The 13,838-nt window shown below is 71.1% G+C and carries 13 protein-coding genes and 4 tRNA genes; 9 read left to right on the forward strand and 8 right to left on the reverse strand.

The genetic code is table 11. The features are described from left to right. The 5 genes from ACGH48_RS09710 to ACGH48_RS09730 all read right to left on the reverse strand — a co-directional run bounded on the left by ACGH48_RS09710 (nucleotide 1) and on the right by ACGH48_RS09730 (nucleotide 6,524). Nucleotides 1-300 (reverse strand): hypothetical protein, encoded by a 300-nt coding sequence (locus ACGH48_RS09710; protein WP_123312681.1) that lies wholly within the window; start codon nucleotides 298-300, stop codon nucleotides 1-3. A 377-nt stretch (nucleotides 301-677) separates the two neighbouring features. Then, nucleotides 678-4,043 (reverse strand): ATP-binding protein, encoded by a 3,366-nt coding sequence (locus tag ACGH48_RS09715; protein WP_396288319.1) that lies wholly within the window; start codon nucleotides 4,041-4,043, stop codon nucleotides 678-680. Continuing rightward, on the reverse strand, nucleotides 4,040-4,819 hold the full coding sequence (locus ACGH48_RS09720; protein WP_396288321.1) for a DUF4194 domain-containing protein: 780 nt from the start codon (nucleotides 4,817-4,819) through the stop codon (nucleotides 4,040-4,042). Before ACGH48_RS09720 ends, ACGH48_RS09715 begins: the two co-directional genes overlap by 4 nt. Beyond that, complete coding sequence (locus ACGH48_RS09725) at nucleotides 4,816-6,351, reverse strand: DUF3375 family protein (RefSeq protein ID WP_396288323.1); 1,536 nt, start codon at nucleotides 6,349-6,351, stop codon at nucleotides 4,816-4,818. Before ACGH48_RS09725 ends, ACGH48_RS09720 begins: the two co-directional genes overlap by 4 nt. Nucleotides 6,352-6,451: 100 nt before the next feature. Continuing rightward, nucleotides 6,452-6,524: transfer RNA gene (locus ACGH48_RS09730), tRNA-Val, on the reverse strand. Nucleotides 6,525-6,739: 215 nt separating this feature from the next. Between ACGH48_RS09730 and ACGH48_RS09735 the strand changes: the two genes are divergently transcribed. The 4 genes from ACGH48_RS09735 to ACGH48_RS09750 all read left to right on the forward strand — a co-directional run bounded on the left by ACGH48_RS09735 (nucleotide 6,740) and on the right by ACGH48_RS09750 (nucleotide 7,713). Next, nucleotides 6,740-6,811, forward strand: a tRNA-Gly gene (locus tag ACGH48_RS09735). 82 nt (nucleotides 6,812-6,893) lie between these two features. Then, nucleotides 6,894-6,967, forward strand: a tRNA-Cys gene (locus ACGH48_RS09740). 48 nt (nucleotides 6,968-7,015) lie between these two features. Next, nucleotides 7,016-7,090, forward strand: a tRNA-Val gene (locus ACGH48_RS09745). Between the two features lie 86 nt (nucleotides 7,091-7,176). Continuing rightward, complete coding sequence (locus ACGH48_RS09750; protein ID WP_396288325.1) at nucleotides 7,177-7,713, forward strand: hypothetical protein; 537 nt, start codon at nucleotides 7,177-7,179, stop codon at nucleotides 7,711-7,713. Between the two features lie 77 nt (nucleotides 7,714-7,790). Here the strand turns inward: ACGH48_RS09750 and ACGH48_RS09755 are convergent, their stop codons facing one another. Beyond that, on the reverse strand, nucleotides 7,791-8,291 hold the full coding sequence (locus ACGH48_RS09755) for a VanZ family protein (RefSeq protein ID WP_396288327.1): 501 nt from the start codon (nucleotides 8,289-8,291) through the stop codon (nucleotides 7,791-7,793). After that, nucleotides 8,288-9,013, reverse strand: coding sequence for a TetR/AcrR family transcriptional regulator (locus ACGH48_RS09760; RefSeq protein WP_396288329.1), 726 nt, complete (start codon nucleotides 9,011-9,013; stop codon nucleotides 8,288-8,290). The genes ACGH48_RS09755 and ACGH48_RS09760 overlap by 4 nt, the downstream gene beginning before the upstream one ends. Before the next feature lie 97 nt (nucleotides 9,014-9,110). Between ACGH48_RS09760 and ACGH48_RS09765 the strand changes: the two genes are divergently transcribed. Genes ACGH48_RS09765 through ACGH48_RS09775 form a run of 3 tightly spaced genes read left to right on the forward strand, consistent with a single transcriptional unit; the run spans nucleotide 9,111 to nucleotide 10,997 of the window. Further along, complete coding sequence (locus ACGH48_RS09765; RefSeq protein ID WP_340196123.1) at nucleotides 9,111-9,851, forward strand: SDR family oxidoreductase; 741 nt, start codon at nucleotides 9,111-9,113, stop codon at nucleotides 9,849-9,851. After that, complete coding sequence (locus ACGH48_RS09770) at nucleotides 9,851-10,753, forward strand: SDR family oxidoreductase (protein ID WP_340196122.1); 903 nt, start codon at nucleotides 9,851-9,853, stop codon at nucleotides 10,751-10,753. The genes ACGH48_RS09765 and ACGH48_RS09770 overlap by 1 nt, the downstream gene beginning before the upstream one ends. A gap of 37 nt (nucleotides 10,754-10,790) precedes the next feature. Continuing rightward, nucleotides 10,791-10,997 carry a tautomerase family protein gene (locus tag ACGH48_RS09775; RefSeq protein WP_066656327.1) on the forward strand — a complete coding sequence of 69 codons (207 nt, stop codon included), beginning with the start codon at nucleotides 10,791-10,793 and terminating at the stop codon, nucleotides 10,995-10,997. A gap of 134 nt (nucleotides 10,998-11,131) precedes the next feature. Here the strand turns inward: ACGH48_RS09775 and ACGH48_RS09780 are convergent, their stop codons facing one another. Continuing rightward, nucleotides 11,132-11,758 carry a TetR/AcrR family transcriptional regulator gene (locus tag ACGH48_RS09780; RefSeq protein ID WP_396288332.1) on the reverse strand — a complete coding sequence of 209 codons (627 nt, stop codon included), beginning with the start codon at nucleotides 11,756-11,758 and terminating at the stop codon, nucleotides 11,132-11,134. A gap of 51 nt (nucleotides 11,759-11,809) precedes the next feature. On the opposite strand from ACGH48_RS09780, the gene ACGH48_RS09785 reads away from it, so the two are divergent. Both ACGH48_RS09785 and ACGH48_RS09790 read left to right on the forward strand, forming a co-directional pair. Further along, nucleotides 11,810-12,688: an SDR family NAD(P)-dependent oxidoreductase gene (locus ACGH48_RS09785; protein ID WP_396288334.1), complete on the forward strand. Its 879-nt coding sequence runs from the start codon at nucleotides 11,810-11,812 to the stop codon at nucleotides 12,686-12,688. Continuing rightward, nucleotides 12,685-13,665, forward strand: coding sequence for a hypothetical protein (locus ACGH48_RS09790; protein ID WP_340196119.1), 981 nt, complete (start codon nucleotides 12,685-12,687; stop codon nucleotides 13,663-13,665). The genes ACGH48_RS09785 and ACGH48_RS09790 overlap by 4 nt, the downstream gene beginning before the upstream one ends. Nucleotides 13,666-13,838: the final 173 nt, after the last annotated feature.

Below are 13,838 nucleotides of genomic sequence, written 5' to 3' on the forward strand. Positions count from 1 at the left end.
CTACTCGCCGCTGCCGGTCGTGATCGGCACCAACTGACGACTCAGGACGGTCGCGCGCTCGAAGGGGCCGCGGCCGTCCTTCGTGTACACGGGCTCCTCGAACGCGACCGTCCACGACAACGGTTCGCCGACACCGGGGTACCCGACGATCTGGTTGCCGCCGGGAGCCACGATGACGCCGATCGGCTCGTCGGCCCACCGCTCGCCGCCCTGCGCGGAGTCGATGACCTGCACGAGCGCGCCGATGCCGAGGCCGGGGGCGTCGTCGGGGCGGGGCTTGGGGGAGCGTCGTCCGAACACGCCATCACCGTAGCGTGCTCGCCGATCAGCCAGCTCCGTGCTGCTGGCGATACCCGTTGGGGCGCCCGAAGTTCCGAGATCTCGGAACCTGACGAGTCGGACGCGGAGGTTCTGCGACACGCCGCCGGGGCATCGCCGAGGTTCCACGACATGCCGCGCGCGTTCCGTCCGGGTTCCACAGGTGCCCGTTGGGGCGCCCGAGGTTCCGAGATCTCGGAACCTGACGAGTCGGACCCGTCGGGGACGTCGGGGACGCCGGGGCATCGCCGAGGTTCCACGACATGCCGCGTGCGTTCCGTCCGGGTTCCACGGAGGCCCGTTGGGGCGCCCGAGGTTCCGAGATTTTGGAACCTCGGGGACGACACCCGCGCCGCGGGTCAGGCGTCGGCGGGGACCCGGGCGATCTCGGTGATGGACGAGTGGCCGGTCTCGGGGTGCTTGCGCATCGAGAGCAGCCGTTCCATCGACGGTTCGAGCGCCGTGACCTTGTCGAGGGGCGCACTCACCACCAGCTGGAACCCGAGCCGGAGCCACGCGGTGACCGCTCGGCCGGCGAACTCCGAGTCCGCCTTGATGAACGCCTCGTCGAGGAACACCGGGGCGAACCGGGGACGGGGACGGGTCTCGTCGCCGAGCTGGTACCGGAGCGCCGCACCGACGATGAACGCCACGAGCTCCTGCGTCTCACCACCGGACTTGTCGCCGAGCGACGAGTACACCCCGAGGTCGACGCCCGACGTGTCGTAGCGCACGGCCGTGATCTCCATGTGCCGTCGGACGTCGAGCACGGCGTCGCGCTGCGTGGTGCGTCCACGGGCGGCGTCGGGGTCGGGGCGGATGACGGCCATGAAGCGCCGGAGCCGGCGGAACCGGGTCTCGAGCACGTCGTCGGTCAGCTCGGAGTCGACCGAGGCGGACAGGGCGCGGAGCTCGCGGCGGAACGCGGTGACGTCCTCGCGCGTCACCCGGCGGATCTGGATCTTCAGGCGGTCGCGGTTCGCGCCGAACGGCAGGTCCCGCAGGATCTCGTTGACCGGCTCGAGACGCTCCTCGATCTCGACGACGGCACGGTCGAAGGCGCCCGCGAGCGGGACGAGGTCCTCGCCGCTCCACTGCGACAGCCGCCGACGCCACTCGGTGCGGCGGGCGTGCAGTCCGGTCGCGACGATCTGGTCGAGGATGGCGTGGTAGTCCGGGTAGGACGCGACGCCGGTGCCGAGGTTCGGGTCCGGCCAGGCGTCCTGGTACCGCTGGAACGTGAGCGTCAGCGACGTCGAGGCCGCTGCGGCACCGTCGAGCGCCTGCGACAGCCGTTCCTCCAGGCGGCGTCGGAGCCGTCGGGTGGCGTCGTCGAAGCCGTCCACGCCGTCCGGGGCTCCGACCTCGGCGAACGTCTCGGCGAGCAGTCGCGACTGCTCGTCGTCGGGCAACGACTCGGGGGTGTCGTCGAAGCGCGACAGGATCTCGGCGGCCGCGTCCTGGCCGTCGACGAGCACGGCGTGCCGCTCCTCGAGCCGCTGGACGGAGAGTCGTGCGGCGGAGCGTCGGTCGGCGGTCTCGTCGAGCGACTTCCGCAGGCGGGCGACCGAGGCGCGCAGCGTCCGCAGGCCGTCGTCGGCGGCGAGCAGCGCCTGGCGTTCCTCGTCGAGTCGGGCCAACGAGGTCTCGACCCCCTCGACGTCGATGGCGTCCCATGTGACGTCGACGACGTGCTGGTGGGCGGCGCGCAGGACGTCGAGCGCGGTGAGGTCCTGTGCGACGTCGGTGCGACGGGCCTCGAGCGTGGCGAGGTCCTGCGCGATCGACGCGAGCTCCTGCTCGACTGCGGCGACGCGGGCCTCGTTCGTGAAGCCGATGACGTTGGCCTGGCGCCGGTCGCCGTGCGCACCACGACGGCCGTCGCGGAGCTGGCCGGACTCGGTGACGCGCCGGCCACCGCCGCCGAGCTCGGAGGCGTCGATCACGCAGCGGGCGTCGGTGCGCTCGGACTCGATCCGCTCGCGCACCCAGGTGCTGAACGGCGAGTGCTTGATCGCGAGCTTGCCGGACACCATCGCGGGGTCGCCGTCGAGGTCCAGGTGCGGACCGGTCGGCACACCCTCGAACTGCACGCGGACCGGCAGGCGGAGTGCGTCGATCGCCTCGCTGAACGCGCCCAGCCGGTCCTGGTCGACCAGCAGGGTGCGGGCGACGGGAGCCAGCACGGACTCGATCGCCGTGCGCCAGCGCTCCTCGCCGGGCTGCACGTCGAGCAGTTCCGCGACGAAGGGCAGGTCTGCGGGGTCGATGCCGGCCGCCCGGGCCATCGCGAGCCGGGCCTCGTGCATCGGCAGCGGCATCGCGCCCTGGCGGTGTTCGAGCGACTGCCGCTCCTGGCGCAGCGAGCGCTCCCGGTCGAGGAGCGGGTACTCCTCGCGCGTCAGGGCGTCACGGCGGTCGTCCAACGACGAGCGCGAAGCAGCGTAGGAACCGAGGAACTCGTGCGAGCTGCGCTGCGCGGCAGTGAAGTCGGCCTCGGTCGCGACGGACGTGCCGAGCACCGCTGTGCGCTCGTCGAACGTCGCCCGAGTGCGGACGACGGCGTCGCGTTCCCGCGTGCGGCGGTCGATGCGGTCCTCGAGCTGGGCGAGCGCGTTGCCGCCCTGGTCGCGCAGCCGCGCCTCGGCGTCGCGCAGCTCGATCTCCACGGCGGCGTGCCGGGCCTCGGCAGCGGCGACCTCGGCGCGCGATGCCGTGCGCTCCCGTGCGTTCCGCGAGACCTCGGCGTCGAGCAGATCGCGCTTCCGCGAGGCCGTCCAGTGCGCGAACGGGGAGACCTCGGCACCGGTGGCGATGCCGTCCAGCGCCTCGGCCGCGGCCTTCGAGCGTTCGATCTCGTCGTGCAGGTCGGTGATGGGGGAGAGGATGCGGACCTTGCGCTCCTCGGTGTCCATCGCCTCGTACGCCTCGTCGAGCGCGGAGAAGTGCGCGAGGGCACGGTCGGCCGCCTCGTAGGTGCCGGGGGTCTCGAGCACGAGCGACTTGTACAGCGCGTCGACCGTCGGCAGGTGCTGCCCGGCCTGGATGCGCGCGAGCAGGCGCATCGCCCGGTTGCCGCCACCGGAGTCGCCGATGCCGAGCCGGGTCTGCAGCGTGTACGCGAGCTCCTGGTAGGTGTCGCGGATGACGAGGCCGGGAACACGACCGGTCAGTTCGAGGTGGTGGAACCGCGTCGGCACGAACTCCTCGAGGCGACGCAGGTCGAAGGCGTCGTCGACCGTGGCCATGGTCATCTGGATGTCGCCGACGCCCCGCGCGCGCTTCGGCACGATGTAGGCCCGCAACACCGTGAAGCGGCGCTCGTCGTCGTTCCGGAACGTGACCGCGGCCGCACCCCAGGTGGTCTGGTCGTCGCCGCGCAGGTTCACGTCGCGCAGGGCGCCGGACTCGGGGTCGCGGCGGGTGTCGACCTTGCCGCGCAGGTACGTGAGCAGGTTCCGCTGGTCGGCGCTGCGGGCACGCCCGGTCGTGGCGTCGTTCGAAGCGCCGTTGAACGGCACGTCGGACGGCATCATCACGGCCAGGTACGCGTCCATGAGCGTGGACTTGCCGGTGCCGGACGCGCCGGAGATGAGCGTCGCGGTGCCGGACAGCTCGACCTGGCGGTGACCGTGGAACCCGCCCCAGTTGACGACCTGCATCGACTCGGCGCGCCACTGCGCGACCGTGTCGAAGAGCGCCGGGATCTCGAACGTGTCGGTCACGCTTCCGTCTCGCCTTCGTCGTCGGTGTCGGTGTCGTCAGTCGGGAGGCCCGGGTCGGCTCCGTCGTTCGGCTCGCCGCCCGGGGTGGTCGCCACTTCCTGCGCGGTGGTGGTCCGCAACCAGGTGTCCAGTTCCAGCAGGCGCTCCAGGGGGAGCAGCACCTCGACGACGCTCGCCACCCGGAAGCGGTCCGGGTCGGACGTGCGGATCAGGATGCGCGCCGTGACGAGACGCTCGACGGCCTTCGCCACACGGCCCTCGTCGCGGGTGCGGTCGGTCGCGGTGGCCGGTCGGAACCCGGCGACGTGCCCGAGGATCTCGGAGCGGTCGACGACGACTTGGTCCGGCCCCGGCCGGGCATCGGCTCGCAGCCGCATCCGCAGGTAGACGAGGACGATCGTCTCCTCGCGGGTGTACGGCAGGTCGCGCAGCAGCGTGGGGAACGGACGGCGCTGGCTCTCCGAGCGGGCCTGGCGCTTCCAGGCGACCTCGCGGTCGCGGTCGACGTGCAGCTCGAGGAACAGGTCGTTCAGGCGCGACCGCAGTTGGTACTCGCCGTCGAGCACCGCGCGCCACTCGTCGGGGTGGGTGCGGGAGCTGACGTACGAGTGGCGGAGCAGCGCCACCAGGGCGCGGCGCTGGTGCTCGTCGAGCCGACCCTCGTCGCCCTCGAAGAGGGCGAAGCTGGACTCGTCGCGTTCGTCGTCCTGCAGGACCGTTGCGGGGTCGTCGTAGGGGACCGTCTCGTCGACCGGTGTCGGCGTCGTGTCGCTCACCGTGCCTCCTGTGCGTTCTGTGTGTCGTCGTGGGGTTCGCCGGCCGGCGTGCGCTCCGCAGCGAGCGCCGCGGTGGGCATGTGGAAGGTCACCGGGCTGCCGTCCGGGCGCACCGTGCGGTGTTCGGCGAGGTGCGCGGCGGACTCGAAGTCGTCGCGCCCCGTCAGCAGGTGGGCGAGGCCGAACAACTCGACCGGTCGACGCTGCTCGGGCGGCAGCCCGTGGAACGCGTCGACGCTCGAGTCGGCCTCGGCGAACCGGAGTGCGGCGCGCAGCTCGGTCAGGAGCGGACCGCCGTGCTTGCGGAGCATCTCGACGTCGAGGTCCTCGAAGACGTCGTCGTCGGGTTCCTCGATGGGCGGCGGCACCGACTCGGCGTCCGGGTCGTAGAAGCGTTCGCGCAGGGTGCCGACCTCGGCTGATGCCGGCAGCAGCGGGAGCGGGATGCGGTCGCGCGCCCCGCCCTTGTCCATCAGGGTGGCGAGCCCGCGGTTGATCGAACGGATGACGGCGTCGAGCTCGCGGTCGCGGACCACGTCGTGGGCGACGATCTGGTCGCGGAGCGTGGCCGTGAGCTGGCGGCGCTGGGCGAGGACGTCCTCGATGCCCTGGCGGAGGATCGTCACCGTGTTGCGGAACGCGCGACGCTCACCGGCGCCGAGGCCCTCGGCGAAGGGATGGGACAGGATCGTCGCGATGTCGTCCCGCAGGCGGAGCAGCAGCGCGTCGTCGCGCAGGAGCTCGAAGGCGCCCTCGAACGCGCGGCCCTCCGGTGTGGCCTGCATCAGGTTGTCGGTGCGTGCGAGGTAGTCGTCGAGGATCTCGCCGATCGGACGGACCTCTTGCCGGAAGTCCTCGACGATCGAGCGGTGCATGGTCGCGACGGCCTCTTCCACGCGCTTGAAGTCGCTCGGGAGCTGCCGGATGAGGTCGGAGATGTTCGTGTAGCCGTCACGCATCCGGTCGTCCTCGACGGTGACGACGTCGTCGCCGTGCTCGAGGCGTTCGCGCTCGGCCTGCAGCTCGGCGATCTGGGCGTCGATGCGGCGGATCTGCACGTCGGGATCGGGCTCGGCGCGTGCGGCCCAGCGGTGCACGGCGTCCACGATCATCGCCAGGCGGCTCTCGCTGATCAGGGCACGGTCGGCGGACAGGGCGTCGACGAGGCTCAGGGCCTCGAGCGCGTGGCTCGTCAGGGAGTACTGCTCGTCGCCGTCCGGGGAGTTGGAGCGCACGAGCCACTGGGCCGCCACCCACTCACGACAGAGGGCACGGCCGTTCGGTCGGGGGTCCTGCTCGGCCTGCTCGTGTTGGTCGCTCGCGGGCACGCGCGCGCCCGAGGCCTGCAGGCGGGCGACGTGCTCCTCGACCTGCAGGTGCATGCGGTCGGCGGGGACGTACTGGACGTCGCGGTCGAAGACCGTGCGGAACACGGCGAGGACCGTCGCGCTCGTCGGGCGGGACATGAGCCGCAGGGTCGGACGGTCGAGGACCGCTCGGACCCGGGCGAACTCGAGGTCGACGTCGGTCATGCGCCCCTTCGTCCGATCGTGCTGATGGTGCGTCCCGCGTGCTGCGGGCCGGTGAGATGACAAGAGCCCGACGCTGCTGCGTCGGGCTCTGTCTCAAGGGTGGGCGATACCAGACTCGAACTGATGACCTCTTCGGTGTGAACGAAGCGCGCTACCAACTGCGCCAATCGCCCCCTGCACTGTTCGTGCGAGTCGATAGTAGCGGATGTCTCGCGGTGCTCCGAACACGACGTGCTCCCCGGGTGTGGCGCGCTGCTGACGAGGGGGCTCGAACCGGCCGGATCCGCATGAACTCGGGGGACACGCCCGGTGAACAGGAAGGATTTTGGTGGAAGCGCCCGGGTTCGTATAGAGTTTACGTCGTCGCCGCGACAGCGGAAAGACAAGTGCGGATGTGGCGCAGTGGTAGCGCATCACCTTGCCAAGGTGAGGGTCGCGAGTTCGAATCTCGTCATCCGCTCGAGTGTGGGGCTTCTCGAAGCCCTGCGACTCACCAGAGGGTATCCCACCGTTCGGGTACTCACGGAGACGTGAACCTCGATGGTGGGGTGGCCGAGAGGCTAGGCAGCGGCCTGCAAAGCCGTCCACGCGGGTTCGAATCCCGTCCCCACCTCCAGCAACACCCTCCAGATCCTGTACGAACCCCGGTTCAGACAGGGAATCTGGGCGATTGGCGCAGCGGTAGCGCGCTTCCCTGACACGGAAGAGGTCACTGGTTCGATCCCAGTATCGCCCACCACGAGAAAGCCCCGGCAGGACCATCAGGTCCCGCCGGGGCTTTCGTCGTTCCGGACGACCGCGGCGCTCGGCTGGCACGATGGCGAGGTGGATTCGATGCGTGGGTGGCCGCTGTGGGCCGTGATGATCGTCCTCGCAGTCGCGTTCGGCGGGTTCTGGTACCTGTCGACGTTCGTCACCATGCCCGCCGACGTCCCCGTCGGGATCCGAGTCGCCGCGAGTGTGGTCACGGGCGCGGTGTTCGGCGTGCTCTTCGGGCTCTGGATCGGTCGGCAACGTCGCAGTGTCGGCCCGGCCGCGCGTGATCGTGCACTCGGTCGAGCGGTGCGGCGCGGCGAACTGCCCGCTGATGCGGACACGGCGCAGTGGCGTCAGGCGCTCACGCACTACCAGCAGCAGTACCGCCGGCAGCGGTGGTTCGGGCCCGTCGTGTTCGTGGTGCTGATGGCGCTCGAGGTGTCCCTCGCCGTCACCGGGCGTCCGGTCTTCTGGTTCGCGGCGGCGATGTTCCTCGTGTTCCTGGTCATCACCCTCGTGCAGACACCGCAGGTGCTGCGGAACACCGCCGCGATGCTCGCCGAACTCGACCGTCGTGAGGCAACCGAACCGCACCGAGCGACCTGACGCGGCGGACCGCCGGGCGGTACCTCGTCGAAGCCGACGCCCGCGTCGGCGCCGAGGCGGCCGACGCCGGCGACGACTCAAGCGGAGACGGAGGCAGCCCGTCGCCGTCGGTCGATCGCGCAGATGGCGAGCGCCATCGCCGCCCCCAGCACCGCTCCGACGCTGTTCATGAACCAGTCGTTCGTGTCGCAGCGCCGGCCGAGCACCGGGGCGAGCGCCTGGACGACCTCGATGACAGCGGAGAGGGCGACCGCGCCGGCGAGGACGGAGAGCGGTCGGTTCGTCGCCGTGCCGAGGAAGAGTGCGAGCGGTAGCAGCATCGCGACGTTGGCGAGCGTGTCGAGGCCCTGGAACGGCACGGAGAACTGCACGGTGCACGCGACGCCGTCAGGCCGAGCGCCGTCGGGCAGCAGCGTGAGCACGAGCACCGCGATGAACGACAACCCGGACAGGCCGAGCATCACACCACGGAGCCGCAGGCGGTGGAGCGCCCAGGCCAGGCCCGCGGCGACGGTGACGCCGACCCAGAAGGCGACGCGGACCAGGGGCGCGTGCTCGACGAGGAAGGTGGAGATCATCGGGATCCTCCGTGGCCGCGATCGTTCCGCGGATCGAGTCGGTCAAGCCACACTCGCATGAGTGCGGCTTCCTCGGGCAGCAGCGCGCTCGAGCCGCCGGCGTCGAGCTGCGCGCGGAGCTGCCGGAGGGGTGCTGCGTCGAGGTCGTCGTGATCCGGGCCGGGCGGTACCACCAGGACCGCGCTCAGGACTGCGTCGCGGAGCGCGTCGGCAGCGATGCCGGATTCGTGCCGCGCGGGTGTGCTCATCCGGTCGAGGGCGAGTCCGACGTTGGCAGCGAGCAACATCGTCGCCGCGACGGGTACGTCGACGCGGAGCAGGCCGGCGGCGGCACAGCGCGTCAGTGTCCTCTCGAGCAGGACGGTCAGTCCGTCGCGGGCAGCGCTGTTCGCCCACGGTCGCGGAGCGAACATCAGCCGGTAGAGCGCGGCGTGTTCGCGGGCGAAGGCGAGGTGGTCGTCCCAGCCGCGGCGCAGGTCCACCGACGGGTCATCCGACGCCTCGAGTTCGGCCTTCCGCTGCGTGTACCGCTGCAGACCCGTCTCGGCGAGGGCGTCCAGGAGACCACGCTTGTCGCCGAAGATCCGGTAGAGGACGGGCTGTGTCACACCGACTGCTTCGCAGACCGCTCGGGTGGCGATGTCCCCGTCCGGCGACGCGACCAGCTGCTCCTCCGCCGCGCTGAGCAGCGCGTTGCGAAGTGTTTCGTCAGAACGAGCCATGCCGTGATCGTAGCGCAGCTTGTAGCACCGATCGTAGTCATGCTACGTTCTGGCGTAGCGCCGAAACGACGAGCGCGTATCAATGAAAGGACACCCCATGGCTCACACTTCTGCACGCGTTGCCATCGTCACGGGCGGCTCGCGCGGGATCGGCCGCGCGGTCTCTTCCCGTCTGGCAGCGGACGGCTTCACCGTGTTCGTGAACCACGCGAGCGGGACGGCAGCTGCCGCGGCCACCGTCGAGGAGATCACAGCAGCCGGCGGACGCGCGGTCGCCGTGCAGGCAGACGTCGCCGACGAGCACGCCGTGGCCGCCATGTTCGACCAGGTCGAGGCCGACCACGGTGGCGTCGACGTCGTCGTGCACTCCGCCGGGCGCCTCGCACTGTCGACGATCGCCGACCAGGACCTGGAGGTCCTCGACGCGCTGCACCGGACGAACATCCGCGGCACCTTCGTCGTCGCGCAGCAGGCGGCTCGTCGCCTCCGCTCCGGTGGCGCGTTCGTCGGCATGTCGACCTCGGTGGTCGGGACGCAGTTCCCCACCTACGGCGCCTACGTCGCGAGCAAGAGCGCGGCAGAGGGCATGACGCTGATCCTGGCGAAGGAGCTCCGTGGCCGTGACGTCACGGCGAACGTGGTCGCTCCGGGGCCGACGGCGACCGAGTTGTTCCTCGACGGGAAGACGGAAGAGCAGATCGACACGCTGGCGAAGGTACCGCCCCTCGAGCGCCTCGGCGCCCCGGAGGACATCGCCGGCGTCGTGGCGTTCCTGGTCGGACCGGACGGACACTGGGTCAACGGGCAGACCATCCGCGCCAACGGGGGGATGGTCTGATGCCCACGCCGCGGGTCGTCCTCGTCACCGGAGCCTCGAGCGGCTTCGGTCGTCTGACGGCGGAGTCGCTCGCACGGGCAGGCAACGTCGTCGTCGCGGGGATGCGTGCCGTTGACGGTCGGAACGCGACCGCTCGCCGGGCGCTCGAGGACCTCGCTGACCGTGAGGCGCTGCAGCTCGGCGCCGTCGAGCTCGACGTCCAGTCGCTGCAGTCCGTCGAGGACGCGGTCGATACCGTCGTCCGTGCACACGGGCGCATCGACGTCCTCGTGCAGAACGCCGGACACATGGCCTACGGCCCGGCCGAGGCGTTCACGCCGGAGCAGTTCGCGGCGCTGTACGACGTCAACGTCGTCGGCGCCCAGCGCGTCGCCCGTGCCGTCCTGCCCCACATGCGTGACCGCCGGTCCGGACTGGTCGTCTGGGTGGGCAGTTCGTCGACCCGCGGCGGGCACCCGCCGTTCCTGGCGCCGTACTTCGCGGCGAAGGCCGGGTTGGACGCCCTGGCCGAGAGCTATGCCGCAGAACTCGTCCGCTTCGGCATCGACACCACCATCGTGGTCCCGGGCGCCTTCACCTCGGGCACGAACCACTTCACCAACGCCGCGGTGCCGGCGGACGCCGACCGCGTCGCTGCACACGACGAGGAGTACGGAGCGCTCCGGCGGGACCTGACCGGCCGCCTCGCCGAGACCGTGCCGACGGGCGCCGACGTGCAGGACGTTGCCGACGAGATCGTACGGGTCGTGGACCTGCCCGGCGGTGGTCGTCCGTACCGCGTCCACATCGATCCCTCGCACGACGGCAGCGAGGTCGTCTCGGCCGTCGCGGACCGCATCCGAGCCGAGTTCTACCGCCGCGTCGGCATCGAGGACCTCCTGTCCCCGAACGCCGCACCCTGACCCCCGGAACGTCCGGACCCCCACTGAGAGGAACACCATGCCCTTCGCCAACATCAAGGTCCCTGCTGACACCCTGACCCCCGAGTCCAAGAAGAAGCTGCAGGACGCCGTCACCGATGCCATCGTCGACGTCTACGGCGAGCGAGCCCGACCCACGACGCTCGTCATCCTCGACGAGGTCGCCGACGGTGGCTGGATGCTCGGCGGCACCATCCTCAACGAAGCGATGCTCGGCCGCGTCTGACCGTCCGCGCGCGGCGGGGGGCCGGCAACACGGTTCCCCGCCGCCTTCTCGGCGACGACGACTCCGACACCGCGCTCGTCACGACGTCCGGACTGAATCCCGGCGACTCGCTGACCGCGGCCGCCACGCGTCGATCAGGGGCCGGACTGGCTCGTCGAGACGTCGGAGGGCCGGCCGAGCTGCTGCTCGATCTGTGGGAGGAGCATCCGCACCGCCGCGACGACGACCTCGTCCACACGCTCCGGCGGGATCCGCCCGGCCGCCGCCAGTGCGCTGATGCCCTCGGTGGTCGCTGCGAGCAGGAACGGGACCGGACCCATCGATGCCGGGTCGCGCTCGCCGAGCAGTTCCGCACCCAGGGCGAAGAACCGTTCCGCCGAGGACCACGACCCGTGGTCGCGCTCGGGTTCCGGGCCGTCGTCGGTCGACGTGAACATCAGTTGGACGAGAGGGCCGTTCTCCTGGGCGAAGCGGACGTGCGCTCGGACGTACTCGGTGAGACGGGGCCCGAGGTCCCCGGGGCCGCGCGCGGCCTCCAGGTGGCCACGGAGTTCGTCGAAGCCGTCCGCGGCGATCGCGTCGAGGACGGCCTCCCGGTCGCGGAAGTGTCGTAGGGGTGCGCCGTGACTGACGCCGACGCGGCGCGCGAGCTCCCGCACGGTCACCGCCTGCTGCCCCTCCTCGACCAGGAGCGCACGGCCCTCCCGCACGAGCTCCTGCCGCAGTGAGCCGTGGTGGTACGGACGAGCTTGCGCACTCATGACGCCAGTGTAGACGTTGACAACAAAGTAGTCAGTGTCTACATTGACGGCATGGACGACATCAGGACCGGTCGAGCTCCGACCGACGAGACCGTGATCATCACCGGCGGCACGAGCGGCATCGGCCGTGCGACGGCCGTCGCACTGGCGGGATCGGGAGCGCGGATCATCCTCGCGGTCCGCAACGAGGAGAAGGGCCGGGCGGTCGTCTCCGCCCTCCCCGGCATTCCGGGGACCCACCGTGTGCGCCGTCTCGACCTCGCCCGGCTCGACACGGTCGAGGCGTTCGCCGACGGCATCAACGAGCCGATCGCGATCCTGGTGAACAACGCCGGCGTCGAGTCGAAGGACCTGGAGCGGACGGCGGAGGGGCACGAACTCCAGTTCGGGACGAACCACCTCGGACACTTCCTGCTGGCGACGCTGCTCCTACCGCACGTCACCGACCGCGTCGTCACCGTCGCCTCCCAGGCGGAACGTATGGCCCGACTCGACCTCACCGACCTCGACTGGTACCGGCGCACCTACAACGCCGGCCGTGCGTACGCCGACTCCAAGCTCGCCAACCTGCTGTTCACGTCCGAACTCGACCGGCGCCTGCTGGCGTCGGGGTCCCGGGTGCGCGCGCTGGCAGCCCACCCGGGCCTGGTGAAGACGGCGATCTACGAGCGACCGGCCGGGCAGCGCCCCAACCTGTGGGACCGTCTCGTCCCGGTCCTCGGGCAGGAGCCAGAGGACGGTGCGCTGCCGTCTCTCATGGCCGCGAGCGCCGACCTGCCCGGTGGGACCTTCGTCGGACCGCGGCGCATGATGCACATGCGCGGTGGAGCCGAAGTCATCGGCCGGTCGAAGCAGGCACAGGACCCGGAGATCGCTGCTCGGCTGTGGTCGATCTCCGAGGAGCTGACTGCGGTGGACGCCCGCTCGTGAGCGTCGTCCTCGACGCGACCCGTGCCCTCCTGCTCAGTACCCGGGGATGGCACCGGCCGCTCGTGGCGTTCGCTGCGCTGATGGGCGTCTGGGCGGTGGTGTGCGTCGTCGGGTTGTTGGTCGATCCGCGCACGCTCGCAGCCGACCCGATCTGGGCGAAGCCGCTCAAGTTCTCCGTGTCGCTCGCGCTCTACGCCGTGACGCTGGCGTGGATGCTCTCCCTGGTGCAGCGGCCCGTCCTGCGACGGATCGGCTGGTGGGCCGGGACCGTCGGCGCGGCCGCATCGCTGCTCGAGATCGTCGTGATCTCGATCCAGGTCGTGCGAGGCGTGGGGAGCCACTTCAACGTGTCGACCCCGACGAACCAGTTGTTCTACCAGCTCATGGCCGGTGGGGTCACCCTGATGTACTGCGCCACGCTGCTCGTCGGCGCCGCAGTCGCGGTCTTCTCGAACCTGGACGACCGGGCGTCGGCCTGGGCGCTCCGGATCGGGCTCGTCGTCGCCCTGGCCGGCCTCTCCGTGGGGTTCCTCATGGTCATCCCCACTGCGGCGCAGCTGGCCGATCCGGGCTCGGGGACGTACGGCTCGCACTCCGTCGGGGGCGACGACCCTTCCGGCGGGATCCCCCTGCTCGGCTGGAACAGCCTCCACGGTGACCTCCGCGTGTCCCACTTCATCGGGATGCACGCCCTGCAGGTGCTGCCCCTCCTCGCGCTCGTCCTGCCGGCGACGATGCGGGAGCGGTCGCGCGTGCGCGTCGTGGTCGTCGCAGGGGCGGCGTACGCCGCGGCCACCTCGATCGCGCTGTGGCAGGCCCTGCGGGGCCAGTCGGTCCTCCGCCCGGACCTGCTGACGATCGGAGCGGTGGGAATCGTCGCCGTGCTCGTCGTGACCAGCGTCGTGGTCGTTGCCCCACCGGGGCGAGCCGTCCGAGCGTTCGTGGTTCGCAGAGGGAATCGAGAAGGCGGTGGATGAACGCGTCGGGCCGTGACCGGGACATCGGACCTCGGCGATCTCCACGGGCCCACGGTGACGGGCTCCTGCGCCGGCCCTCGAGGTGCACAGCAGTCGGCGTCGCGGGAGACAGGGCGGCGGTGGTCGTGAGCACAGCCGTGGGCGCGGTGCGGGGCGGACGCACGCCGCGCCTC

This window comes from Curtobacterium pomorum (genome assembly GCF_044497295.1).
In the GTDB taxonomy this organism is placed as follows: domain Bacteria; phylum Actinomycetota; class Actinomycetes; order Actinomycetales; family Microbacteriaceae; genus Curtobacterium.

Excerpts from the sequence above, each read along its gene's own strand:
- ACGH48_RS09760 (WP_396288329.1), bottom strand. The coding sequence starts at position 9,013 with ATGGCTCGTTCTGACGAAACACTTCGCAACGCGCTGCTCAGCGCGGCG.
- ACGH48_RS09775 (WP_066656327.1), top strand. The coding sequence starts at position 10,791 with ATGCCCTTCGCCAACATCAAGGTCCCTGCTGACACCCTGACCCCCGAG.
- ACGH48_RS09755 (WP_396288327.1), bottom strand. The coding sequence starts at position 8,291 with ATGATCTCCACCTTCCTCGTCGAGCACGCGCCCCTGGTCCGCGTCGCC.
- ACGH48_RS09725 (WP_396288323.1), bottom strand. The coding sequence starts at position 6,351 with ATGACCGACGTCGACCTCGAGTTCGCCCGGGTCCGAGCGGTCCTCGAC.
- ACGH48_RS09770 (WP_340196122.1), top strand. The coding sequence starts at position 9,851 with ATGCCCACGCCGCGGGTCGTCCTCGTCACCGGAGCCTCGAGCGGCTTC.
- ACGH48_RS09780 (WP_396288332.1), bottom strand. The coding sequence starts at position 11,758 with ATGAGTGCGCAAGCTCGTCCGTACCACCACGGCTCACTGCGGCAGGAG.
- ACGH48_RS09765 (WP_340196123.1), top strand. The coding sequence starts at position 9,111 with ATGGCTCACACTTCTGCACGCGTTGCCATCGTCACGGGCGGCTCGCGC.
- ACGH48_RS09785 (WP_396288334.1), top strand. The coding sequence starts at position 11,810 with ATGGACGACATCAGGACCGGTCGAGCTCCGACCGACGAGACCGTGATC.